Genomic DNA, 25,065 nt, shown 5'->3' with positions numbered 1-25,065 from the left:
AGCGGTCTTGCTTATTCAGAAAGGTCCGTCTTCCAACACGCCATCCGCGCTCATCTGCGCATAAAGCAGCCCTTCACGCAGACCACGATCTGCCACAGAAAGCCGATCCGTCGGCCAACACCGCAAAAGCGCCTGCAAAATCGCCGATCCGCTCATGATCAAAGCCTGACGATCCTGTCCGATGCGCGGGTCATTGCGTCTGCCACGTGGTCCAAGATCCAGATAGCCCCGAATGACCTTGTCGATCTGCTCACTGGTCATACGCAGCCCGTCCACCTTGGTCCGGTCATACCGTCGCAAGCCCAGATGGCTCGCCGCCACAGTAGTCACCGTGCCACTGGTCCCGATGATCTGGAACCCTTCGCTCGGTGGCTCATCTTTATAAGGCGCAAATTCACTCAGGTTTTCTTCAAAAAACCAACTCATCAGCGCAAACCGCCCGGCATCATCCTCAACATCGCGGAACTGATCCCGCAGTGTTGCAACCCCAAGAGGCACGCTGATCCAGTCCACCACCTTTGCGGCAGGGAATGGGCTGTCAACTGTGTGGAACCCCCCACGCAACCGCATGATCGCGCGCGACCGCTCGATCGGCGGCACAGAGGACAGATCAATCCACACAAGCTCCGTTGACCCACCGCCGATATCTACAACCAAAAGCTGCTCGGTTTTCATGGACACCAAAGGCGCGCAGCTGATCACCGCAAGACGCGCTTCTTCTTCGGCTTTGATAATCTCCAGCTGCAATCCCGTCTCACGCCGCACCTGCCGGACAAAATCCCGCGCGTTCTTGGCGCGACGGCAGGCCTCCGTCGCCACCAAACGCATGCGTTTGACCTTATGACGCTTCAGTTTCTGCTGGCAGATCCGCATGGCCTGAATGGTGCGTCGCATTGAGCCACGTGAAAGGCGCCCGGTACTTTCCAGCCCGGACCCCAACTGGACAGACTTGCTAAAGCTGTCCACCACATGGATCTGACTGCCCTTTGGCTGGGCAATCAGCATGCGGCAACTGTTTGTGCCAAGATCCAGCGCCGCATAAAGCGTACTCGGATCAGGCGGTTTCGGCGCGGGGCTCTCAACCGGTTTTGGGAATGCGCCCGCACCTTTGGGACGCTTGGGCGCCATCATCACGCCCTCCATTTCGTGTTGCCTCTAACCTAATCACTCCGTCCATTTCGCGCAATCCCTCCTGCGCGCGCCTCCTCCAAAGCTTGTGCGTTCCAAACCAATTGGCTGACACCTTCATCTTTTTCATGCAAAGAATTCACAGCCACGTGCATAGCCATATCCAGTCAAAATTGGCTACAACCGCCCCACAACAAAGCCCACAACAAACCCCTAGGTCGCGGAATGCTGTCTTCGTGTCGAAATTGAGACAAACCAAAACGCAACCCTGGCCTACGAAGGAAGCACTGATACTGGAGGAATCAAACCTATGCCTGATGTCACAATTGTCTATTGGCGCGATATTCCTGCTCAAGTGATCGTTGGCAAAGGACGCCGAGGCGCGAAAAAACCTTTGGCAGAACGGTTTGAGCAAGCAATCGACCGAGCGGCAATGAAAGTTGGCGCATCTGACACGGATGCCTATCTTGCAGAATGGCGTAAGGCTGATCCCTACCCGGTGGAAGGAGAGCCGCAAGCGATCGTCGAACAAGAGGTCGCGCGGCTTGAGGCAGAATTCGATCAGGAGCGCATCAAAGCCCTGATCGCCAATGAAGGCTGGGCATGACACGCCCCTCGTTTTGGGAGGCCGCAATGGCTTTGTTGAATTTCAAACGTAAGAGCGAGGATGGCAAAACCACCTCACCTGAGATGGAAGCTTTCCTGAAAGGCTACTCTATCGAGGTAATGCCCCGCACCGCAGCAAAGGTCGAAGATTTCCGCGTGCTGCTGCCGGAAGGCACCCGCGTCTATATCGCCCACATCGAAGGCACACCAATCGAGGATATGGTTGCCACTGCCAAGCGCATCAAAGGCGAAGGCTACGATGTGATGCCCCACTTCCCGGCACGCATCATCAAAGATAAGGCGACGCTGGAAAACTGGATCTCCATGTATCAGGGCGAAGCTGATGTGAAACAGGCGCTTCTGCTGGCCGGTGGCGTTGCCAACCCGCATGGCGATTTCTCCGATTCCATGCAGCTCCTGGACACGGGTCTGTTTGACAAAGCCGGTTTCACCAACCTGCACGTGGCGGGCCACCCAGAGCCGAACATGGACATCGACCCGGACGGTGGTCGCGCCAACACCTACGCCGCTCTGGACTGGAAACTCGAGTTCTCCAAGCGCACCGACGCGGATATGGCGCTGGCCACCCAGTTCTGCTTTGAGGCAGAGCCGGTGATCGAATGGGCCAACACCCTGAAAGAGCGCGGCATGACCCTGCCGATCCACATCGGTATCGCGGGCCCTGCCAAACTGCAGACCATGATCAAATTTGCCATTGCCTGCGGCGTTGGTCCGTCTTTGAAAGTGCTTCAGAAGCGCGCCAAAGACGTTTCCAAACTGCTGCTGCCGCATGAGCCAACCGAAGTTCTCGCGGGTCTCGCGGCCCACAAAGCGGCCAACCCGGATTTCAACATCGAGAAAGTCCACTTCTTCCCGCTTGGCGGCATCAAAACCAACGCCAATTGGGCAATCGAAAACGGCGGCGCCTCCACGCAGCCAGCCGCCCCACAAAGCACCTCTGTCTGACAGGATAAAACATGACCCGGACCATCATTGAATCACAAACAAAAACAGCGATCATGGGTTTTGATCAGCCGTTCACTGTTATCGGTGAGCGCATCAACCCAACCGGCCGCAAGATCCTGAACGCAGAGCTGGAAGCGGGCGATTTCTCCCGCGTGCAAGCAGATGCACTGGCACAGGTGGCCGCAGGCGCTACTGTTCTGGACATCAACTCCGGCGCGGTTTTCTCCAACAAAATGGCCGAAGACCCACGCTACGCGGACAACAACTTTGTTGAGCCTGACCTGATGCGCCAGCTGGTGGAAAAGGTGCAGGAAGTCACCGACTGCCCGCTCTGCATCGACAGCTCGGTTCCCGGCGCGCTTGAGGCCGGTCTGGAAGCGGCCAAAGGTCGTCCGCTGCTGAACTCTGTGACAGGCGAAGAAGAGCGTCTGGAAATCGTTCTGCCGCTGGTCAAGAAATACAACGTGCCTGTGGTGGCCATCTCCAACGACGACACCGGCATCTCTGAGGACCCAGAGGTCCGCTTTGCCGTGGCCAAAAAGATCGTTGAGCGCGCAGCTGACTTCGGCATCCCGGCTCATGACATCGTGGTCGACCCACTGGTGATGCCAATCGGCGCCATGGGCACTGCTGGCCTGCAGGTGTTTGAACTCAACCACCGTCTGCGCAACGAGCTGGGCGTGAACACCACCTGTGGTGCGTCCAACATCTCCTTCGGCCTGCCAAACCGTCACGGCATCAACAACGCCTTCCTGCCAATGGCAATGGCGACCGGCATGACCTCCGCGATCATGAACCCGGTTGCCCTGCCTGTTGGCCCCAAAAAGCTGGCCGAGAAGAAAGCCGAAATCGCCGCCAAAGGGATCATCATCCCAGAGGACATGGATGACGAGACCTTCTGCGAAACCTTCGGTCTGGGCTCCACCAAAGCCCGCGCAGGCAAAGAGATGGAGGCCATCCGCGCCGCCAACTTCCTGACCAACAACGACGAAGGTGGTGCTGAGTGGATCAAATTCAACAAATCCCCTGCAGATGCAGCCGCAGGTGGCCGGGGCGGTCGTCGTCGCCGTCGCGCCTAAGCGCGCCTTGATATGACGAAAAAGCCCGCATCCTTTGATGCGGGCTTTTTTCTTTTATGTGAAAGATTTATCCGCGCTTCTTAAGGTTGCGATAGTCGTCAGCTCCCACCGTGGGATCGTCACCTTCGCCAAACAGACTGTGTTTCTGCACCTTTTGGGTGCCCGTCACCGGAACCTCTTGAACAAACCGTATCCACCCCGGAGCCTTGTAGTAGGCCAGTCGTGCAAAGCACCAATCAAACAGCTCCTGTGACAGGGACTCGCCCCGCGTACCAACCACCTGCACGCAGGCCATGACCTCTTCGTCGCGCATCTCGTCTGGCACAGCCACCACCGCCACACGCTCAACAGCCGGGTGATCCTGCAGACAAGCCTCAATCTCCGCCGCCGCAATGTTTTCACCAGACCGTCGGATGATGTTTTTCTTTCGATCCACAAAGGTGATCATGTCCGTTTCATCCATCACCACCGTATCGCCGGTGTGAAACCATCCCCCACGCCAGGCTTCCTCAGTGGCCTCCGGAAGGTTGAGATAGCCCGAAAAAGCCCCCCGCCGCGGGGTCTCAGCACTGTAGCGCAGCACCATTTCGCCCGCCGTGCCCCGTGGCACCTCTTGATCGTCACCATCCACGACGCGCACGTCCAACCCCGGTTGCGGGCGACCCATCGCGCGAGTGTCGATCCGGCGCGGCTCTTCATAGTCGCCCAGAATGCGGCACATCTCTGTCATGCCCCAGACCTCGATCAACGGAAACCCAAAGCGCTCTTCAAACGGACGGTGCAGCGTGGGCTCTACCCCTGCCCCAACAGCGAACTGAACCTTATGTTTCTTCTCCCAGTCCTCTGGTGCGCGGTTCATCAGGGCTGGAATGATGATCCCCAGATAATGTGCGGCCGTGGCGCCGGTTTCCGCCAATTCGCGCCACCACGCACTGGCCCGGAATCGCTCTGGTGCGATCTGCGCACTGCCGGTTTCAATCACCGCCATGAACAACAGGATCGCGGCGTTCACATGAAACAGCGGCAACGGGCAATAAACCTTGGTCACCCCCGCTTCAAATTGGATAAGCCCCCTACGAGAGGCATACCACTGCCCCATCTCCACCTCATAGCCATGGCTCAGCATACAGCCCTTGGGCCGCCCTGTGGTGCCGGAGGTGTAGATCAGGCTGGCTTCGGTCTCTTGTGTAATCGGGCCGTCCTTGGGCGCAGCGGTCTTGCTCTGGGGCAAAGCCGGCAGCGTTGTGCCCATTTCCACCATCGGCACATCCAGACCGCTCTCCGCAATCCCCGCTTCCATCAGCGCGCGCTGCTCTCGCACAACAAGTGCCAATTCCGCGCCGCTGTCTTGCAGCAGATAGGCCACCTCGGCAGGACGGTAATCCGGGTTCACAGGCACCCAGCTGATACCAAGCTCTGCCAAAGCGAGCTTCAAAATGAGCATCTCCGGCCGGTTTTCCAAAAGCGCCGCAATCCGGTGCCCATGGCCATATCCCGCAGCTTTCAGTGTGGCCACCATTGCATCAACTTGCGCGCGCGCCTCAGCATAGGAGCACAGATAGCCGTCCGGGTGATAGGCCCGTTCAGAATTCGCTGGAACCTGCAAAAATAGCTTGTCCGCATAGGTCTTTGCCCGCGCGGCAAACAGCCCGCCGATCGTCATGCTCATCGGAACTCCTCCTTATTCGTGACGCGGGACTTTAACGGCGCAAACTGTGAGCGCAATCACCGTAGAAACACCTACGCGGCTGCACTCTCTCGGGATTTCTGTGCATCCATCAACTGGCCGTTGAACTCAGCACCAAGAACAAAGATCGCTGACAACAAATAGAGATAGACCAAGGTCGACATAATCCCGGCAAGCCCGGCATAGGTGACCGAATAGGTGGCAAAGCTGCTGAGGTAAAAAGCAAAGCCCTTGGACACCGCCCACCACAGAAACATGCACAGCACAATTCCGGGCACAAGCTCACGCGTGCTGTGCGATACACCCGGCAACCATTTGTGACATGCAAAGAGAAAGAACACCGATATAGACAGGGTGACCAACTGCCGAAACTGGTCATTGCTCAGGATCGACTGACTGAGCCAAGGCACAAGATCATCGAAATAATGCACCGTAAGCGGAACCACCACATTGATGGAACCTGCCACCACGATCACGCAGGATCCGGCAAGCACGAACAAAATCGACAGTGCGCGCGTCTTCCAGAATGGGCGTGGATCTGTGTCACGATAGGCCTCTGTGATCACCAGTCGAATGGCTTGCACGCCGTTTGACGCAAAAAAGATCGCCAGAACAGCGCCAAACGTCAGCGTCGAACTGCCCGCCTGTAGCACCGCGCGCAACTCACTCTCGATCGAATTTGCAATCGCATCCGGCCAGGCACCAATGGCAAACGCGATGACATCATCAATATGGCTTTCCGGGCTCAGAGCCCCCGCCAGCGAAAGTGCAAACAGGCAAAATGGAAAAATGGCCAACAAAAACGACAAAGCCAGATGCGAACTGCGCATCGCGCCGCCCTTGGCCCCAAATCGGCGAAGTGCTTCAAAAAAATTTTGCAAGACCGTCACCGGTGTCACCCAAAAATAGCTTTTCAATCATTTCGGATAATAGGCTGAACTCAATGGACTTTCCAGCAGACTGGATCGCTGCATCGTGTAGGATGTCGTCAACATGCGTCATTGTATAAAGTTTTAAACAAATACCATTCAAAACTGGGAACATTCTAAAAGGATATTTTCAGAAAGTGAGTCTATCCGTGGTGTCACACGAAAGATGCGGCCTGGGGTAACAGCCAACTCTTTCCAAAGACGCCACACAGCTCCCTCTCCAATACCGCTGCGTGGCCACGATCAGCTGGCGCACACCCTCCCTCCCTGTGGCGCTGGCTGGGGGCAAGATCGCTCAGCCTTGGCGGTTTTGCAATGTCTGCGCCCAAGCCAGACCACTCACAAAGCAAGGCATGTGCCGGTTCCTTTTCAGGAGCCGGCACCTTTCTTCAACAAGCGACTTAACGGGCGCGCAGGCTGCTCAATTCGCGTTGAGAAACGCCTTAATGTCGCCCAGCGACTCCGCCACGACCCTGCCCTTTGGTGCTGGGATCTCACCGGCATCGGCCAGCTCTTCCACCAGCGCGCGGTAGGTTTCCAGATAGTTTTCAGGCAAGTTGTGCGCGACCCCCTGATGGCAATCAATACAGGTCAAACCCTCATCCAGCGCTTGCTGGTGATTGGCCGCCGCACGATTTTCCTGAATGGTGAAATCCATATATTCGAAATTATGGCAGTTGCGGCATTCGCGGCTGTCAGATTTCTTCATCTTCACCCAGGATTGCGACGCCATGCCAAGGCGATGCGCGTCATATTTTTCCTGCGTGTCAATTGTGCCTACCAGCGTGTGATATACGTCTTTGCTGGCCAGAACCTTCGCCTTAATCTTGTGTTGCCATTCTTTCGGCACATGGCAATCCGGACAGGTGGCACGCACGCCGGAGTGGTTGTTGTAATGCACCGTCTCTTTGTATTCCGCGAAGTTCCGCTCCATCTCGTGGCAGGAAATGCAGAACTCTTCGGTGTTTGTCAGCTCCAGCGCCCAATGAAAGCCGCCCCAGAACAGGATCCCGCCCACAAAGCCGCCAATCAGCAACCCACCCATCGAAAACGTCGTTGCGGGTGAGGTCAGCAGTCGAAAGGCGCGCCGGAAAAAGCCGGGTTTCTTGCCATGATCAGACATGTCTCAACTCCTTCTTTCTGGCGTCACTGCGAGGGCACAAAGGTGCTCTCCACGAGCGGAGGCGTGTTAGCTTGTGGCACATGGCACTGATTACAGAACCAGCGTGTGCCCGCGACCGCATCCAGCTGTTGCCCATCGCGATCAAGGTAATGCGTCATTGAAAGCGTTGGCGCACCGCGGTCGCCTGCATTGCTCCAGTCATGGCAGGCCAAACACTGGTTTGCGCTCAAATCAATCTGATACTGGTCAATCGAATGCGGGATCAGGGGCGGCTGTTGGCGATAATTGCGCACAAATCGGCGGGTTTCCTGATGCAGCACCTCGTCAATCCGGTTGATGTGATCCAGCGGATCATTGCGAAGCGCCTTCACGGTCCCGGCCTGATCCGCCACCGCAACGCCGCTGATCAACACCACCGCAATTGCCGCCAAAGCGCTGACATAATTGTATTTTCTCATCTTACAATCTCCGTAGCTTGCGAGGGATGGCGCGTGGCCGCCCCCGCGCTGGCTATGCGGGCGCACAAATCAGGCGCGCTCCACCTTGCAGGCACATTTCTTGAAATCCGTCTCCTTGGACAGTGGACAGGTCGCATCCAGCGTCAGCTTGTTGATCAACTGGCCTTCGTCAAACCACGGCACAAACACCACGCCGCGTGGCATCTTGTTGCGCCCACGCGTCTCCACCCGGCTGTGCATCTCGCCACGTCGGGTGGAAATCGTTATTTCCTGCCCGCGTCGCAAACCCCGATCTTTGGCATCATCAGGATGCATAAACACCTGCGCATGGGGATAGGCGCGGTGCAGCTCTGGCACCCGCCGCGTCATTGAGCCTGAATGCCAATGCTCCAGCACACGACCGGTCACAAGCCACATGTCAAAGGCGTCATCCGGGCTTTCCGCAGGGGGCTCATAAGGTGCAAATATGATATTGGCCCGGCCATCCTTGTTGCCGTAAAACCGCACGCCTTCGCCCTCTTTCACATAGGGGTCATACCCTTCGCGGAAGCGATACAGCGTCTCCTTGCCATCCACCACGGGCCAGCGCATGCCGCGCTCTTCATGATAGCGTTCAAACTCTGCCAGATCATGGCCATGGCCACGCCCGAACGTGGCATATTCCTCAAACAGACCTTTCTGCACGTAGAAGCCAAAATCCTCAGATTCCGCATTGGCAAAGCCTTCCGCCGTTTCAGACAGCGGGTATTTATCCACCTGCCCATTGGCAAAGAGCACTTCAAACAGGGTCTTGCCCTTATATTCTGGGTTGGCCGCCAAAGTCTCCGCAGGCCAGACCTCATCTGTGGTGAAGCGTTTGGAGAATTCCATCAACTGCCAGAGGTCTGATTTTGCCTCCCCCGGTGCATCCACCTGCTGCCGCCAGAACTGCGTGCGCCGCTCTGCGTTGCCAAAGGCGCCTTCTTTCTCGACCCACATGGCGGTGGGCAGGATCAGATCAGCAGCAATCGCCGTGACCGTTGGATAAGGATCAGACACCACAATAAAGTTGTCGGGGTTGCGGTATCCCGGATACCCTTCTTCGTTCATGTTGGGCGCGGCCTGCATGTTGTTGTTCACCTGCACCCAATAGGCGTTGATCTTGCCGTCTTTCAGATCCCGGTTCTGTTGCACCGCATGGGATCCGGGCTTGGCATTCAAAATGCCACTTGGCAGCTTCCACTTCTTCTCAGCAATCGCACGGTGCTCATCATTGTTCACCACCATATCCGCAGGCAGACGGTGCGCAAAGGTACCAACCTCTCGCGCCGTGCCACAGGCCGAAGGCTGCCCGGTCAGTGAAAACGGTGAATTGCCCGGCTCAGAGATTTTGCCGGTCAACAGATGCACGTTATAGCACAGCCCGTTCACCCAAGAACCGCGCGTATGCTGGTTGAACCCCATGGTCCAAAGGCTCATCACCTTGCGATTGGGATCAGCATATTGCTCTGCCAGCCGCAACAGATTGCTTTCTGGGACACCAGACAGTTCGCTCACCGACTCCAGCGTGTAGTCGCTGACGTATTTTTTGTAGGCTTCAAAATCGATCGCCTCCATCTTCCCGCTGTTGGGATTGGCCGCCGCCTGCTGCAGTGGGTTTTCATCCCGCAGCCCATAACCAATATCGGTGGTCGCTTTTTTGAAGTTGGTGTGGTTGTTCACAAAGTCCCAATTCACAGCATCATTTTCGATGATGTAATGGGCGATGAAATTGAGTATCGCGAGATCGGTCTGCGGCGTGAAAATCATGCCATTGTCCGCGAGCTCAAAGGAGCGATGCTCAAATGTGGAGAGCACATGCACCTGCGCATCCGGCTTGGTCAGGCGCGTGTCGCTGATGCGCGACCACAAAATGGGGTGCATCTCCGCCATGTTGGAGCCCCACAGCACAAAGGTGTCCGCCGCCTCAAAATCATCATAGCAGCCCATAGGCTCATCAATGCCAAAGGCCCGCATGAAACCGACAACAGCAGAGGCCATACAATGGCGTGCATTCGGGTCGATGTTGTTGGACAGAAAGCCCGCCTTCATAAGCTTGGCAGCGGCATAGCCTTCCCAAACCGTCCACTGCCCAGAACCAAACATCCCAACACCGGTTGGTCCCTTGTCTTTCAGCGCGGCTTTGAACTTTTCTTCCATAATGTCGAAGGCTTCATCCCATCCCACTGGGGTGAACTCGCCATCTTTGTCATAAACCCCATTGGTTTTGCGGAGCATCGGCTGGGTCAGGCGGTCTTCGCCATACATGATCTTAGAGAGGAAGTAGCCCTTGATGCAGTTCAGCCCCCGGTTCACCTCTGCCTCAGGGTCGCCCTGAGTGGCAACCACGCGACCATCCTTAACCCCTACCAGCACAGAGCACCCGGTGCCGCAAAAACGGCACGCCGCCTTGTCCCATCGGATATCGGGCGTGCCCACCTGGGCCTGCGCCTCCTTGGGCAGTGTGATCCCAGCGGCGGAGGCTGTCGCCGCCGCGGCCGAAGCCTTAAGAAAGGAACGTCGGGATGTTGGCAATGTCATGGCTACCCCTCCTTCAGAGCGCTTGGGCAGGTGCTGTCGCTGCACCGCCCTGTTCGAAATGGTGATAGGTCAGCGTGATCGTGATCACGCCCGGAATTTGATGCATGCCCATAATGATCTCAGAGGCGCGCTGGGTCTCGGTATCCTCAACCGTTGTCACGATGCGTCCGCCCTCGGCGGCATGCACATCGCACCCCTCCAAAGCCTCTATTTCGGCCATAATGTGTGAAACGCGCTCAGGTATCGCGTGAACGAGGCATCCGCAGATATTGTACATTTTGAAACTCGCTGGCTTGAGAAAGGCTGGCTGATGAAATGTCATCTGTGGCCGAGGTGGCCACTGGTTTTTGAAGCGTCAGCGCATCGGCTGGGCAAGGCGCAACACAGGCTCCACATCCGGTGCAGTTGTCTGGATCAATCAAGGGTTGCGCTCTGCCACCCGTCATTGGACGAAACCGAATGGCCGCTGCATCACAGTGATCTTCACAGGTGCGGCACATGATGCCTTGGACAGACAAACAACTGTCGCCCACAACGGCACGCACATCCCAACTCTGGGCAGGCAATATCGCGTCTTCAACACAGACATCTGCGCAGACGTTACAAAAATCACATCCGCGCGCGGAAACATCAACAAATGGAAAGCCATCTGGGTCAGCTTTGATGATCGCTTGCGGGCAAGAGGCCGCGCAGTCACCGCAATGCGTGCATGTGTCTTCAAACGCCCCGGCTTCCAAAGCACCCGGTGGCCGCAAAACATCCGCATAGATCGTGCGCCCCCGGAGAAGGGCTCTGCGTTCAGGCGAATGTTGCAGTTCAGACGTCACATACCCACCGTAGAAAAACTATATCGGTCGAAAATTCGTTAGTCCGGTCTTCTGCCTCAACGAGGCCTGCGTTCCTCCCCCCGATCAGGGGGGCTTCGAATTCATGCGCTCATCCCGAGATCACATCCATCAATCCCAACAAAAACAAGCAGCTAAAGAAACGCTCCCTTCACTATAGCTCAGGCTTTGAATGTGTCAAACGGTCGCACACAAGCAGTCCTAATTTTTCCGGATCCGTTTGGCCATCCCCGAGCCAATTCCAACGCACACAGCACCGATCTGGCGCCAAGCATTAATCGGCCCCGAGGCCTCAATACGACGCAAGGTCGCCTTTCACATTGCCGCTTCAACTCATGAGAATTGTTTGTTTCACTCAATCTATACAGGCTAAAAGTGCAACACTATGCGTTACATTTTATTGCCACATCTAAATTTATGGTAACTTTTTGTTGCGACGAATCAAACCTCGGCCTACGAAAACACGAGGGTTGCAGCATCAAATCGACAGCAGTGATCCTGGGAGGATACATGACCGACGCTTTTATCTGTGACGCCACACGCACCCCCATTGGCCGCTACGGCGGGGCGCTTTCTTCGGTACGCACAGACGATCTCGCCGCAGCGCCCATCGCCGCATTGATGGCGCGCAATCCCCAGGTCGATTGGGCTGCACTGGATGACGTGATTTTCGGCTCTGCCAATCAGGCGGGCGAAGACAACCGCAATGTGGCGCGCATGGCCGCCCTGCTCGCTGGTCTGCCAACCGACGTGCCCGGCACCACCATCAACCGCCTCTGCGCCTCTGGTATGGATGCGGTCGGCATGGCGTCGCGTGGTCTGCGCGCGGGCGACTACGACATGGCCATCGCAGGCGGCGTGGAAAGCATGTCCCGCGCGCCGTTCGTGATGCCCAAAGCCACCACCGCGTTTTCGCGCGCCAATGAGGTGTTTGACACCACCATCGGCTGGCGTTTTGTGAACCCGAAAATGAAGGCCATGTATGGCACCGACAGCATGTCGCAAACTGCGGACAATGTTGCCGAAGACTATAACATCAACCGCGAAGATCAGGACGCTTTTGCCGCCCGGTCTCAGGCGCGGTGGGCCGCGGCCCATGCCGCCGGATATTTCGCCGAAGAGATCACCCCGGTGACCATTCCTCAGCGCAGGGGCGATCCGCTGATTGTCGATACAGATGAGCACCCCCGCCCCGGCACAGACGCTGAAAAGCTCGCCAAACTGCGCGGCGTGAATGGTGCCCATCTCACCGTCACAGCGGGCAATGCCTCCGGCGTCAACGATGGCGCCGCGGCACTGTTGATGGCCACCGAAGCTGCCGCCGCGGCCAACGGGCTCACCCCGATGGCACGCATCGTGGGCATGGCCGCCGCAGGCGTTGCGCCGCGCGTGATGGGCATCGGCCCGGTTCCGGCCACGCGCAAAGTTTTGAAGCGCACAGGTCTCACCATCGAGCAGATGGATGTGATAGAATTGAATGAGGCTTTCGCGGCCCAGGGGCTCGCCTCGCTGCGGGAACTCGGAGTGGCCGATGATGCGCCCCATGTGAACCCGAACGGCGGCGCCATTGCCATCGGCCACCCGCTGGGCATGTCCGGCGCACGCCTCGTGCTTTCCGCCGCTTATCAGCTCAAACGCACCGGCGGCCGCTACGCGCTTTGCACCATGTGTGTCGGCGTTGGCCAGGGCACCGCACTTATTCTCGAAAGGGTCTGACATTTCTCAGCCCGACGCCAGAGGAGGATACCAATCATGTACGCTCAGATGATCCAGTCAGAAGCCAGCCAGGATGATCCGCAAAAACTCGCGGAGTTTCAGGCCCGCATTGATGCCGACATCAAGATCGAGCCGCGTGATTGGATGCCTGAAGGTTACAGAAAAACCCTGATCCGCCAAATTGGGCAACATGCCCATTCCGAGATCGTGGGCCAATTGCCCGAAGGCAACTGGATCACCCGCGCGCCCACGCTGGAGCGCAAGATGATCCTGCTCGCCAAAGTGCAGGATGAGGCCGGCCACGGCCTCTACCTCTACTGCGCCGCCGAAACCCTGGGGGTGAGCCGCGATGACCTGACCGAACAGCTCCTGTCTGGCAAGATGAAGTACTCCTCCATCTTCAACTACCCCACCCTCACATGGGCCGACATCGGCGCGGTGGGCTGGCTGGTGGATGGGGCGGCCATCATGAATCAGGTGCCGCTGCAACGCACCTCCTACGGCCCCTATTCCCGCGCCATGATCCGCATCTGCAAAGAGGAAAGTTTCCATCAGCGTCAGGGCTTTGACATCATGATGAAGATGGCACAGGGCAGCGAGGCACAGCGCCGCATGGCGCAGGATGCGCTCAACCGGTTCTGGTATCCCTCACTGATGATGTTTGGCCCCTCGGATGCGGACTCGGTGCATTCCACCCAGAACATGGCGTGGAAAATCAAGATGAACACCAACGACGAGCTGCGTCAGAAATTCGTCGATCAAACCGTGCCACAAGCTGAGTTCCTCGGTCTCACCGTGCCCGATGAGACCCTTTCATGGAACGAAGAAAAAGGCGGCTACGACTTCTCCGAGCCTGACTGGTCAGAGTTCTTTGATGTGTTGAAAGGCAATGGCCCCTGCAACACCGAACGGCTGGAGGCACGCAACAAGGCGTGGGACGACGGCGCATGGGTGCGCGAGGGCTTGCTGGCCCACGCTGAAAAGAAACGCGCCCGCAAAACCGCTGCGGAATAGGAGGCAGACATGTCCAAAGAATGGCCCCTCTGGGAAATCTTCATCCGTGGTCAGCATGGCCTCAGCCACCGCCACGTCGGCTCCCTGCACGCACCAGATGCGGAAATGGCGATCAAAAACGCGCGCGACGTTTACACCCGCCGCAACGAAGGTGTCTCCATCTGGGTGGTGGAGGCCAACCACATCGCTGCTTCGGCCCCGTCCGAGAAAGGCCCGCTATATGAGCCATCCGAAAGCAAGATCTACCGCCACCCCACTTTCTACGACATCCCTGATGACGTGGGGCATATGTGATGGCGCAGAACAACACGCACCTTGCCGAATTCCTGCTGCGCATGGGCGACAACGCCTTGATCCTCGGCCACCGCACCTCTGAATGGTGCGGCCATGCGCCTGTGCTGGAAGAAGACATCGCGCTCGCCAACACAGCGCTCGACCTGATCGGACAGACCCAGCTCTGGCTCACCTATGCCGCAGAAGTCATGGGCGACGGCAAAACCGCGGATGATCTCGCCTTCCTGCGCGACGTCTGGGATTTTCGCAATCTCTTGCTGGTCGAACTCCCCAATGGTGATTTTGGCCACACCCTGATGCGCCAATTCCTCTTTGACGCCTACCAGTCGATCCATCTGCCCCGTCTGGTAAGATCCACAGATCCGCGCGTGGCTGAGATTGCTGAGAAAGCCAGTAAAGAAGCCTCTTATCACGTGGAACGGTCCGCTGACACGGTGGTGGGTCTTGGCGATGGCACAGAGGAAAGCCACAACCGGATGCAAGCCGCGCTTGATCGGCTCTGGCCTTACGTTGGCGAGATGTTTGCCACCGATCCGGTGGATGCCGCCATGGCAGAGGCAGGCATCGCCCCCGATCCCGCCAGCCTGCGCACCGAATATGACGCTCTGGTTGGCAGAGTTCTCGCTGAGGCCACTCTGACGGTCCCGGAAAGCACATTTGCGCACAAAGGTGGCCGCACAGGTCAAACGCACACCGAACATCTCGGCCATTTACTTACCCAAATGCAATGGCTGCAGCGCGCCTATCCGGGGGCGACATGGTGATCAAAGGGCATCGCTCAACCGCGGGCGGAAGCGAAGCGCCCGCCCATGGGGGCGGTTGGGCGCTGCCCGGCCTGTCGCCGGGCGCCTCGGCTTTGCCGAGTATTGAGCAGGTCTGGTCTTGGCTCCACGCCATCCCTGACCCGGAAATCCCGGTGATCTCGCTCACCGATCTCGGTGTGATCCGTGATGTGGCTTACGAAGATGAAACGCTCATCGTCACCGTGACCCCCACCTATTCCGGCTGCCCCGCCACCTCGATCATCAACCTCGATATCGAAACTGCGCTGCGCGACCACGGCGTTAGCGACCTCAAACTGCGCAGTCAGCTCAGCCCGGCATGGACCACCGACTGGATGACAGATCAAGGCCGCGCCAAGCTCAAAGCCTATGGCATCGCGCCTCCGACACCCTCTGGCCGCCCAGGCAATTGCCCGAACTGCAACGCGGAAGACGTTGAAAAGATAAGCCAATTTGGCTCCACGCCCTGTAAGTCTCTCTGGCGCTGCAAGAGCTGCCTGGAACCCTTCGACCACTTCAAATGCATCTGAGGAGACCCCCATGGCGCGTTTTCATGACCTCACAGTCACAGACATCCAAAAAACCATCCGGGACGCGGTGGTGGTCACCCTCGCCCCGGCTGCTGATGACGCAGCGGCCTTTGATTTCATCCAAGGCCAATACCTGACATTCAAGCGCGATTTTGACGGCGAAGAGCTGCGCCGCTCCTATTCGATCTGCGCGGGCAAAGACGACGGCGTGCTACAGGTAGGCATCAAACGGGTCGACGGCGGGGCCTTTTCCACCTGGGCCAACACCGATCTGAAGATCGGCGACACGCTCTCTGCCATGCCACCCATGGGCACGTTTTTCACAGACCTCGACGCAAACACGGCCAAATCCTATCTCGGTTTTGCAGGCGGCTCCGGCATCACGCCAGTGCTTTCGCTGATCAAAACCACCCTCAGACGCGAACCGCGCGCCAATTTCACCCTGATCTATGCCAACAAAGGCGTCACAACGATCATGTTCCGTGAGGAACTCGAAGACCTCAAAAACCTCTACATGGGCCGCTTCAACGTGATCCATGTGCTGGAAAGCGACAGTCAGGAAATCGACCTCTTCACCGGGCTGGTGACGGAGGAGAAATGCGCGCAGCTCTTTCGCTCCGGCTGGATCGACATCAACAGCGTTGACACCGCCTTCATCTGCGGGCCGGAACCGATGATGCTTGGCATCGCACAGGCCCTTCAGGATCACGGCCTGCCCAAATCTCAAATCAAATTCGAACTCTTCGCCAGCAGCCAACCCGGCCGCGCGCGCAAAAAAGCCGCCAGCGCCTCGGCTACGGCCCAGACCGTCACCGCAACAATCACGCTAGATGGCGCCACGCAGACCATCACTATGGACCCGGACACAGCCATACTTGATGCCGCGCGCGCGCAGTCTCTGGATGTGCCCTACGCCTGCAAGGCGGGCGTCTGCGCCACCTGCCGCTGCCGCGTTCTTGAAGGTGAGGTCAACATGTACACCAACCACGCGCTTGAAGACTATGAGGTGGAGAAAGGCTACGTGCTGTCGTGCCAATCCTACCCGCTCAGCGACCGCGTGGTGGTGTCATATGACGAATAAGGACGTGTTGGGATCAGGTGGGTCCATCTGTGGACGGCGCTGATGAGCCAGAGCTGTCCTCTTCCGTGTCAAACGCACCGCCAATGCCCACACCGTAATCCAGCGCGCCAATGCCCACGTCATAGCCAAGGCTGAAATCGACGTAAAAATCCTCATCCAGATAGGCGGCACCAACCGTGGGCCGTAACGACCCTGAGCCGAATTTATAATCGGCACCAAGCGCCAAAACCGCTCTCTCTGGTTCATCATCGCTGAAAATACGGATACCTGCGGCCACATCACCGCCAAAAACAAAGGTCACACCAAACCCAAAAGACGGCTCAGCCTGCGCAGCCATCGGCGCTGCCAGGGCCGCGGCCAATGCCAACGGAGTCACAAAACGTTTCATAAAAATCCCTCACACCAGAATACCATTCATCCAATAATAGCATCGGCACCGCACCGCGCAATTATTAGATGCCGCATAGGATCAACGGGGCATGAGGTCAGAGTGTCTGGCCCGCGATCCCGCCAAGCACAAGATCGGTGACCACATCAGCATAGCGCAGCCGCGCCTGCGCATCCGCCTCGCTTTGCCACATGTAATACCAGTTCAACATGCCAAAGACTGACATGGTGACCTCATGCAATCGCATTGCATCCGCATCAAACACCTCTGGTGCATTTGCGGCGACAACCGTTTTCATCACCGCAACCATCTCGCGCTGATACCCGCGCAAAACCGCTTGTTCGCTCTGTGGCAAGGCTGAGATGGCGCTGCTCTGCACCCGATGTTCGTCATCCGCGCCCTGATAGGCCAGCAAAATTTCCCGCAACAACGCGCGCAGCTGCGCCTCTGGGGACAGACCGTCAAGCGCCAGACCACAGATCCGATCCCGCAGCGCCCGCAAGTAGCTGTCGAGCACGTCAAACAACAGCGCATCTTTGCCACTGTAATAGTGATAGATGTTCGCCTTTGAGATCCCGCACGCCTTTGCCAAAACCGTCATAGAGGCGCGGTCGAACCCCTCAGCGGCGAAAACCTGCGCCGCCACCTTCAGGATATGCGCACGCTTCTGATCGTGATCTTTGGCAATGGTACGCGCCATATGCTTACCCTTCGCTCCGGCGATCAATCACCCGGCGCGCCTTCCCCTGAGAGCGCTCTACCGCCCCCGGAGCCCCCACCACAATATGCGCTGACACGCCGACCATTGACTTGATATGACGCGCCAAATTTCTCGCCATCTCATCTGAGCCAGAGCCTGCGCCACTCAACGCTTCCACATGCACCCGCATCGCGTCCATCGGTCCGTCTTTGTAAAGTTCGATCTGGTAATAGGGCGCAAGCCCGTTGGTGGCCAGTACCTGTTCTTCAATCTGAGACGGAAACACATTTACCCCGCGCAAAATCATCATGTCATCGCTGCGCCCGGTGATTTTCTGCATCCGACGCATGCTGCGCGCCGTGCCCGGCAGCAACCGGGTCAGATCCCGCGTGCGGTAGCGGATCATCGGCAGCCCTTCTTTGGTGAGTGTCGTAAACACCAGCTCTCCCAGCTCGCCGTCCTGCAATACCTCTCCGGTTTCTGGGTTGATGACCTCAGGATAAAAATGATCTTCCCAGATCACAGGCCCGTCTTTGGTCTCCACACATTCATTGGCCACACCAGGCCCCATAATTTCCGAAAGACCATAAATATCAACGGCATGCATCGCAAACGCGTCTTCTACCTCCTTGCGCATGGCATCCGTCCAGGGCTCTGCCCCAAACACGCCGACACTCAGTGAACACGCGCGTGGATCCAGTCCCGCCGCATGAAACGCTTCCAGAATGTTGAGCATGTAACTTGGCGTCACCATGATCCCATCGGGGCGAAAATCATTGATCAGACCAACCTGCTTTTCGGTTTGCCCCCCGCTCATGGGCACCACCGTCGCCCCCAAACGTTCAATGCCGTAGTGCGCACCAAGCCCCCCGGTGAACAGCCCATATCCATAGGCATTGTGGATCAGATCCCCCGCGCGCAATCCTGAGGCCCGCAAACTCCGCGCCATCAAATCTGCCCAGGTATCAATGTCGTTTTGTGTATAGCCCACAACTGTTGGCTTGCCCGTGGTGCCGGAAGAGGCATGTAGACGCGCGATCTGCTCTCTTGGCACCGCAAACATGCCATAAGGATAGTGATCACGCAGATCATCTTTGTAGGTAAACGGAAATTTCGCCAAATCTTCCAGTGATTTCAAATCGTCGGGATGCACCCCAGCCGCCTCAAACCGCGCCCGATACATCGGCACGTTGTCATAGGCATGGCGCAGTGACCATTGCAGGCGCTCAAGCTGCAAAGTGCGAATTTCATCAATAGAGGCAATCTCTATCGGCTCCAGCTCTTCGCGGCGCGGTGACAGATCGTTCATGAAAACCCTCCCCAGTTCTCTTTTATTCTTCAAAAACTGTGCCTTTGAGTGCACGCGATGCGCCCCGAAAGGCGGCGATCATCTGCCCGTTCTGATTGGTCACCGTGACATCATAAAGCCCGCTCCGCCCCCGCAAGCTGACCTCACACGCTTCAGCGCGTAAGGTGTCGCCCAGCTGGCCCGGTGCGAGGTAACTGATGCTGTTGTGCTGAGCGACCGTCATCTGATTGCGGCTGTTGCAGGCAAAGGCAAACGCGCTGTCTGCGAGCATGAATGTGATACCGCCGTGACAGATACCATGCCCGTTGCAATGCTCAGGCTGCACCGTCAATGTCAGCACCGCGCGCCCCGCATCGACCTCGGCAATCTCCATGCCGATACTCTGGCTCGCGCAATCTTCAGCCCACATGGCAGCCGCCGCCTTTTCTGCGCGCGCCTTCGGTGTCAGTGCTCCCATCCCGCCCTCCTTTGCGTGATGTTCCCTTCACTCAGCTTGCATAAACCGAACGGTTGGTCAATAAATAACCAGAGGAGACATTCAAGGAGGGGCAGCCATGTCCATACTTCAGGTGGCGAGTTTCGCCGCAGGCCAATGGATTGCGCCAAATGCATCTGCACGCCAAATTGACTGCGCCATCACTGGAGCACCGTTTGCGCAGGCTGGCAACGACATGCTGAATGTGCAGGCCATGCTGGATCATGCGCGCACCAAAGGCGGCCCAGCTCTGCGTCAGATGACCTTTCATGACCGCGCGCGCCTGCTAAAGGCTCTGGCCCTGCACCTGCGCGCACACCGTCAAGCTCTCTATGATCTGTCCTTTCACACCGGCGCCACACAAACCGATCACCTGATCGACATCGACGGCGGCATCGGCACCATGCTGGTCTATGCCTCAAAGGGCCGCCGCGAGATGCCCGACAGCACAGTCTATCCCGATGGCGATCCAGAGCAGCTTTCCCGCAATGGCAGCTTTCTGGGCCAGCATATCTGCACCCCGCTTCAAGGCGTGGCAGTTCATATCAACGCCTTTAACTTTCCGGTCTGGGGCATGCTGGAAAAGCTCGCCCCGACCCTGCTTGCGGGTGTCCCTGCGATTGTGAAACCCGCCACATCCAGCTGCTATGTGACCGAACACTGCGTGCGTCTGATGCTGGACAGTGGCCTCTTGCCCGACGGCGCGCTGCAACTGGTGTCTGGCGGGCTTGGCGACATGCTCGACCACCTCACCTGTCAGGATGCCGTCAGCTTCACAGGCTCTGCCAACACGGCACTGAAACTGCGTGCCACTCCAGCAATTTTGCAAAACGCCGTGCGGTTCACCGCAGAAGCCGACAGTCTCAACGCCTCCATCCTTGGACCAGACGCCACCCCCGGCACGCCGGAATTTGACCTCTTCATCACAGAGGCCACACAGGAAATCACCACCAAAGCAGGCCAGAAATGTACCGCAATCCGCCGTATTCTTGCACCCGAAAGCCATATCGAGGCCGTGGGAGAAGCCCTGCGCCAGCGGCTCTCCAACATTAAAATCGGCGACCCTCGCGCGAAAGAGACGCAAATGGGCGCATTGGTCTCTGGCGCACAAAAAGCCGATGTGCTCGCCAAAGCCGCCCTGCTTGCCACCGAATGTGACACGCTGTTGGACACATCTGATGCCTTAAATGACGCAAAAGGTGCCTTTGTTGCGCCCATGCTGTTTCACTGCACATCGCCTGACACCGCCATTCACGCCCATGAGACAGAGGCCTTCGGCCCGGTTTCCACTCTCATGGGCTTCCGCGACATAGATCACGCCATCGCGCTCGCAAACAAAGGTCAGGGCTCATTAGTCACATCGCTTATCACCCATGACACAGAGGTTGCCCGCCACATCGCGCTGGGCTGCGCCGCCTTCAATGGACGTATCTACATCAACAACCGCGACAGCATGGCCGAGGCCACAGGCCACGGCGCACCCCTGCCCCATATGACCCACGGCGGGCCCGGCCGCGCTGGCGGCGGCGAAGAACTCGGCGGCATCCGCGCCGTCACACACTATATGCAACGCACCGCCATTCAGGGCAGCCCGGACATGCTGTCCAGCATCACGGGCAAATGGCTGCCCGGCACGACGCAAGAACAAGCGCCCGCACACCCGTTCACCCGCCGCTTTGGGGAGTTGCAGATTGGGGAAACCCTGCACACCCCATCTCGCGAAGTGACGCTTGAGGATGTTGAGCACTTCGCGCATTTCACCGGCGACACCTTCTATGCCCACATGGACGAAGCCGCCGCCGCGCGAAACCCGTTCTTCCCCGGTCGCGTTGCCCACGGCTATCTCCTGCTGTCCTTCGCCGCCGGTCTGTTTGTTGAGCCAAACGAAGGGCCGGTTCTCGCCAACACCGGTCTCGACGCCTTACGCTTCATGAAGCCGGTTGTGCCCGGCGACAGCATCAAGGTCGCCCTCACAGTCAAACAGAAAACCATACGCAACGAAGACTACGGCGAAGTGCGCTGGCATGTGCACCTATCAAATCAGGATGATGACGCCGTCGCGGAATACGAACTGCTGACCATGGTTGCGTTTTAAGCCGCTTGTTCCAAGCCCCTTGGCGCGCTACGCATTGCCCAGCACACCAACCCGGATCCGCCCATGCCCCTCGCGCTCACCCAGCTTGCCGATCTCGCCACCCTACCGTTTGACGAGATCATCGACGTGCGCTCCCCGGCGGAATTTGCCGAAGATCACATGCCCGGCGCGATCAACCTGCCCGCTCTATCCAACGAAGAGCGCGCCCGCGTCGGCACCATCTACGTGCAGGAAGACCCATTCAAAGCCCGCAAAATTGGGGCCGCGCTGGTGTCACGCAACATGGCCGCCCATCTCGAAGGGCCGCTGGCAGATCGCGAAGGCAGCTACAAACCCTTGGTATACTGCTGGCGTGGCGGGCAACGCTCAGGCTCTGTTGCCATCATCCTCAAGCAAATCGGCTGGCGCGCCGACACGGTGGAGGGTGGCTATCAAGCCTACCGACGGCTTGTCTCCAAAGCGCTTTATGACGGCGCCATGCCCTGCCCTGTGGTGGTGATTGATGGCGGCACGGGCACAGCCAAAACCCGCCTCTTGCACCACCTCGCAGATCAGGGCGCGCAAACGCTGGATCTGGAGGCCATGGCCGCCCATCGTGGCTCTCTTTTTGGCCCTGTTTCCGACAGCCAACCCAGCCAGAAAGCCTTTGAAAGCCAACTTGCCATGGGCATCGCAGCGCTCGCGCCGGATCGCCCGGTCTATGTGGAGGCGGAAAGCTCCAAAATTGGCCGCCTCATCATTCCGCCAGCCCTGTGGCAGGCCATGATTGCTGCGCCGAACTTGCGATTGACCGCACCACTTGAGGCCCGTGTCAGCCATCTGATGAGCGCCTATCCTGACCTACTCACAGACAGCGCCAAACTTTCCGATGTGCTGGCTCAACTGACCCGCTATCACGGCCATGAGACCGTCGCGCAGTGGCAGGCGCTCGCGCAGACACGTGACTTTGCCCCACTGATCCGCGCGCTTGTGCAGACCCACTATGATCCGCGCTATGCCCGCATCAGCCGCGCCCATGCGCCCGCCGCCGAAGAGCACGCGCTCCCTGATCTTTCTGAGGACACCCTCGCCGCCACTGCCGCAAAGCTGATTTCTGCGGAATGATCAGATCAGGCTGATCGACGGCGCACCTTTTTGCACTGTGCCGATCACCGCCGCGGCATGGCCAAGCGCACGCAACTGCACAACCAACCCCGCAGCCTCCTCAGGCTGCACCGCCGCCAAAAGTCCGCCGGCCGTCTGCGGATCATGCAACAATGCGGCGCGCGCACTTTCTGGGCCAAACACCGGCGCATGGGCTGCATTGTCCGCGTAAATCGTGCTGCGGTGCCCCGCTTCGGCCAAGGCCTCCGCCCCTGCATAGAACGGCACCGCGGCCAGATCCAAAGCAGCCGCCACATCTGATGCTCGGCAAATCGCCATCAAATGTCCCGCAAGTCCAAAGCCCGTCACATCGGTCATCGCATGCGCACCGCGCAGGATCGCTGCCGCGTCCCCCTGCGGCTGCGCCATCTGTGAAAGCAGCGCCGCCACATCCGCCCCACGGGCCTTGCCCTGCATCATCGCTGCCAAAATCGTGCCAGAGCCAATCGGCCGCGTCAGGATCAACCGATCGCCCTCTTGTGCTCCCGCCACCGTGATCGGCGCCCCCTCCGACAAGCCCGTCACCGTCAGCCCAAGGCTCAGCTCCGCACCCATGGTGGAATGCCCACCAACAATCTCAGCGCCCGCGCCTTGCACCACATCGCTTGTGGCCTGCAAAATCTCAGTCATCGCACGCGCTTGCAAGGCCGGGGTCATGCGCGGCAAGGTCACCGACAAAAGCGCAGATTGCGCCGCAGCCCCCATGGCCCAGACATCGCCCAACGCATGCACCGCCGCAATCCGCGCCATAACTGCCGGATCATCGACAAAGCCTCGCAGATGATCGACCGAAATCACTTGGCGAACACCGCCGATTTCAAGCACCGCCGCATCATCCCCGGGCCCGCTCAACACATCAGTCCGCCGTCGATCTGGCAGCGCGTCCAACGCCGTCGCCAACTGTCCGGGCGCCACTTTGGCCCCGCACCCGCCGCAAAGCATCTGATCCGAGCTCTGCGCTGGGCCACCATCCGCTACCCATTCCGCGGCCTCAGGTTTGGCCATCTGCGGCAAGTCCTCGAACTGGCGCATGAATTTCTGGTCGATGCCATCCTTCATCCGCCAGAGCATCGCCGCAGGACCGCGCAGCACACGCCCCCATTTCGCGGCGATGGCTTCTTTTCCGCCCAAAGAGATCAGCTTCAGATAATCTCCCTGCGGCCGAAAGCTCTCATAGGCACTGCCGGTCAACGCCGCGCGAATGTTGGCCAGCAAGACCGGTGCCGCACGCACCGCAAACACCCCGGCTTTCGGGCGCGGCGACGCCAAAAGATGCGCACAATCGCCCACCGCAAAAAGCCCCTCATGACCTTCCACCACCAGCCGATCATCCACATGCACAAAGCCATCATCGTCACAGGGCAATCCCGATGCAGCCAGCCAACTGTGCGCAAACCCGCCCGCCGTGGCGACGGTGAACTCAGAGGCCACCTCTACCGCGCCTTTCAATGCAACGGCATGCGCACGCACCTGACTGACTTTCGCATTCAACCGAACGCGCACCCCAAGCTGAGCCATCGCGGCCCGCAAGGCCTTATCCGCACCGGGCACCCCATTGCCAAGCGCCGCGCTGGCTTCGATCAACGTAACACCGTCGCGCTTTCCCATGGTGCGCAACTTATGCGCCATGGCCATCGACAACTCAGATCCCGCGACGCCGCCACCGATCACGGCCACCTGACCTTCCGCTTGCCCCATTTCCACCTGTTTCAGGAATCCGGCCCAACGATCCGCATATACCCCCAGCGGCTTTGCCCCAACTCCGAACTTGGCAAACCCTGCAATATGCGGCGTGACGGCATGCAATCCCACATCCAAAGAGGCAACATCATAGGCAATCTCGCGCGCGCCAAGGATCGCATCTTCAACGGTCACAACACGCGCAACCGGATCAATCGCCGTCGCCGCCCCATTGATCAGGCGCACGCCAGCCCATTGCGCCAGCCTGACAAGATCAATGTCCAAAGCCTCCCGGCTATAGTGCCCCGCAATGTGACCTGGCAACATGCCAGAGTAAGGTGCGGTCGGACCCGGATTGATCAATGTCACCCGCACACCGGCCACCGGCGCCATACCCCACATCCGGAGCATCAACGCATGGGCATGACCGCCCCCCACCAAAACCAGATCGCGGGTCAGCATCCTGTCAGCAGTCATG

General features: G+C 58.5%; 24 protein-coding genes. 11 read left to right on the top strand and 13 right to left on the bottom strand.

Going from position 1 to position 25,065, the window contains the following annotated elements:
• Positions 1-15 precede the first annotated feature (15 nt).
• On the bottom strand, positions 16-1,128 hold the full coding sequence (locus tag J7413_RS01270) for a Ppx/GppA phosphatase family protein (RefSeq protein ID WP_209096714.1): 1,113 nt from the start codon (positions 1,126-1,128) through the stop codon (positions 16-18).
• Between the two features lie 310 nt (positions 1,129-1,438).
• Here J7413_RS01270 and J7413_RS01265 point away from each other — a divergent pair, with 310 nt between their 5' ends.
• Genes J7413_RS01265 through J7413_RS01255 form a run of 3 tightly spaced genes read left to right on the top strand, consistent with a single transcriptional unit; the run spans position 1,439 to position 3,779 of the window.
• Positions 1,439-1,735: a virulence factor gene (locus J7413_RS01265; protein ID WP_209095654.1), complete on the top strand. Its 297-nt coding sequence runs from the start codon at positions 1,439-1,441 to the stop codon at positions 1,733-1,735.
• A 26-nt stretch (positions 1,736-1,761) separates the two neighbouring features.
• Positions 1,762-2,700 (top strand): methylenetetrahydrofolate reductase, encoded by a 939-nt coding sequence (locus tag J7413_RS01260; RefSeq protein WP_209095653.1) that lies wholly within the window; start codon positions 1,762-1,764, stop codon positions 2,698-2,700.
• Positions 2,701-2,711: 11 nt separating this feature from the next.
• The gene (locus J7413_RS01255) at positions 2,712-3,779 is read left to right on the top strand and encodes a methyltetrahydrofolate cobalamin methyltransferase (protein WP_209095652.1); all 1,068 of its coding nucleotides are present in this window, start codon (positions 2,712-2,714) and stop codon (positions 3,777-3,779) included.
• Positions 3,780-3,846: 67 nt separating this feature from the next.
• Here J7413_RS01255 and J7413_RS01250 read toward each other — a convergent pair whose 3' ends face one another.
• The 7 genes from J7413_RS01250 to J7413_RS01220 all read right to left on the bottom strand — a co-directional run bounded on the left by J7413_RS01250 (position 3,847) and on the right by J7413_RS01220 (position 11,362).
• Positions 3,847-5,448: an AMP-binding protein gene (locus J7413_RS01250; protein ID WP_209095650.1), complete on the bottom strand. Its 1,602-nt coding sequence runs from the start codon at positions 5,446-5,448 to the stop codon at positions 3,847-3,849.
• Between the two features lie 71 nt (positions 5,449-5,519).
• Positions 5,520-6,356 carry a YihY/virulence factor BrkB family protein gene (locus J7413_RS01245; protein WP_348538708.1) on the bottom strand — a complete coding sequence of 279 codons (837 nt, stop codon included), beginning with the start codon at positions 6,354-6,356 and terminating at the stop codon, positions 5,520-5,522.
• Between the two features lie 460 nt (positions 6,357-6,816).
• Entirely contained in the window at positions 6,817-7,518 is a 702-nt protein-coding gene (locus J7413_RS01240; RefSeq protein WP_209095646.1) for a NapC/NirT family cytochrome c, read from the bottom strand.
• A 23-nt stretch (positions 7,519-7,541) separates the two neighbouring features.
• The gene (locus J7413_RS01235; protein WP_209095644.1) at positions 7,542-7,976 is read right to left on the bottom strand and encodes a nitrate reductase cytochrome c-type subunit; all 435 of its coding nucleotides are present in this window, start codon (positions 7,974-7,976) and stop codon (positions 7,542-7,544) included.
• Positions 7,977-8,045: 69 nt separating this feature from the next.
• Positions 8,046-10,535, bottom strand: a complete 2,490-nt coding sequence (gene napA / locus J7413_RS01230) for a nitrate reductase catalytic subunit NapA (RefSeq protein WP_209095642.1) — start codon at positions 10,533-10,535, stop codon at positions 8,046-8,048.
• Between the two features lie 13 nt (positions 10,536-10,548).
• Complete coding sequence (locus tag J7413_RS01225; RefSeq protein ID WP_247743275.1) at positions 10,549-10,755, bottom strand: chaperone NapD; 207 nt, start codon at positions 10,753-10,755, stop codon at positions 10,549-10,551.
• 16 nt (positions 10,756-10,771) lie between these two features.
• Positions 10,772-11,362 (bottom strand): ferredoxin-type protein NapF, encoded by a 591-nt coding sequence (locus J7413_RS01220; RefSeq protein ID WP_348538707.1) that lies wholly within the window; start codon positions 11,360-11,362, stop codon positions 10,772-10,774.
• Between the two features lie 528 nt (positions 11,363-11,890).
• Between J7413_RS01220 and pcaF the strand changes: the two genes are divergently transcribed.
• The 6 genes from pcaF to J7413_RS01190 are packed head-to-tail and all read left to right on the top strand — an operon-like array spanning position 11,891 to position 16,797.
• Complete coding sequence (gene pcaF / locus J7413_RS01215; RefSeq protein ID WP_209095638.1) at positions 11,891-13,096, top strand: 3-oxoadipyl-CoA thiolase; 1,206 nt, start codon at positions 11,891-11,893, stop codon at positions 13,094-13,096.
• Positions 13,097-13,132: 36 nt separating this feature from the next.
• A complete protein-coding gene (gene paaA / locus J7413_RS01210; protein ID WP_209095636.1) occupies positions 13,133-14,110 on the top strand; it encodes a 1,2-phenylacetyl-CoA epoxidase subunit PaaA in 978 nt (325 codons plus the stop codon).
• Positions 14,111-14,119: 9 nt separating this feature from the next.
• Complete coding sequence (gene paaB / locus J7413_RS01205) at positions 14,120-14,404, top strand: 1,2-phenylacetyl-CoA epoxidase subunit PaaB (RefSeq protein ID WP_209095634.1); 285 nt, start codon at positions 14,120-14,122, stop codon at positions 14,402-14,404.
• Entirely contained in the window at positions 14,404-15,168 is a 765-nt protein-coding gene (gene paaC, locus J7413_RS01200; RefSeq protein ID WP_209095632.1) for a 1,2-phenylacetyl-CoA epoxidase subunit PaaC, read from the top strand. Before paaB ends, paaC begins: the two co-directional genes overlap by 1 nt.
• Positions 15,162-15,716, top strand: coding sequence for a 1,2-phenylacetyl-CoA epoxidase subunit PaaD (gene paaD, locus J7413_RS01195; protein ID WP_209095630.1), 555 nt, complete (start codon positions 15,162-15,164; stop codon positions 15,714-15,716). Before paaC ends, paaD begins: the two co-directional genes overlap by 7 nt.
• A gap of 10 nt (positions 15,717-15,726) precedes the next feature.
• Positions 15,727-16,797, top strand: coding sequence for a 2Fe-2S iron-sulfur cluster-binding protein (locus J7413_RS01190; RefSeq protein ID WP_209095629.1), 1,071 nt, complete (start codon positions 15,727-15,729; stop codon positions 16,795-16,797).
• Between the two features lie 13 nt (positions 16,798-16,810).
• On the opposite strand, the gene J7413_RS01185 is transcribed toward J7413_RS01190, so the two are convergent.
• The 4 genes from J7413_RS01185 to paaI form a co-directional block, all read right to left on the bottom strand.
• Complete coding sequence (locus J7413_RS01185; RefSeq protein WP_209095628.1) at positions 16,811-17,185, bottom strand: hypothetical protein; 375 nt, start codon at positions 17,183-17,185, stop codon at positions 16,811-16,813.
• A 97-nt stretch (positions 17,186-17,282) separates the two neighbouring features.
• Positions 17,283-17,885, bottom strand: coding sequence for a TetR/AcrR family transcriptional regulator (locus J7413_RS01180; protein WP_209095627.1), 603 nt, complete (start codon positions 17,883-17,885; stop codon positions 17,283-17,285).
• 4 nt (positions 17,886-17,889) lie between these two features.
• Positions 17,890-19,194 (bottom strand): phenylacetate--CoA ligase PaaK, encoded by a 1,305-nt coding sequence (paaK, locus tag J7413_RS01175; RefSeq protein WP_209095626.1) that lies wholly within the window; start codon positions 19,192-19,194, stop codon positions 17,890-17,892.
• A 22-nt stretch (positions 19,195-19,216) separates the two neighbouring features.
• On the bottom strand, positions 19,217-19,642 hold the full coding sequence (gene paaI / locus J7413_RS01170; protein WP_209096712.1) for a hydroxyphenylacetyl-CoA thioesterase PaaI: 426 nt from the start codon (positions 19,640-19,642) through the stop codon (positions 19,217-19,219).
• 106 nt (positions 19,643-19,748) lie between these two features.
• Between paaI and paaZ the strand changes: the two genes are divergently transcribed.
• Together paaZ and mnmH are read left to right on the top strand one after the other, a co-directional pair.
• A complete protein-coding gene (gene paaZ / locus J7413_RS01165; protein WP_209095625.1) occupies positions 19,749-21,764 on the top strand; it encodes a phenylacetic acid degradation bifunctional protein PaaZ in 2,016 nt (671 codons plus the stop codon).
• A gap of 63 nt (positions 21,765-21,827) precedes the next feature.
• Positions 21,828-22,868, top strand: coding sequence for a tRNA 2-selenouridine(34) synthase MnmH (gene mnmH / locus J7413_RS01160; RefSeq protein ID WP_209095624.1), 1,041 nt, complete (start codon positions 21,828-21,830; stop codon positions 22,866-22,868).
• On the opposite strand, the gene selD is transcribed toward mnmH, so the two are convergent.
• A complete protein-coding gene (gene selD, locus J7413_RS01155; RefSeq protein ID WP_209095622.1) occupies positions 22,869-25,064 on the bottom strand; it encodes a selenide, water dikinase SelD in 2,196 nt (731 codons plus the stop codon).
• Between the last annotated feature and the right edge of the window lies 1 nt (position 25,065).

It is taken from the genome of Shimia sp. R10_1, assembly GCF_017744095.1.
Taxonomy (GTDB): Bacteria; Pseudomonadota; Alphaproteobacteria; order Rhodobacterales; family Rhodobacteraceae; genus Shimia.
Note: the sequence above shows the minus strand (reverse complement) of the source record. Positions and strands in the feature narration are given on the sequence as shown.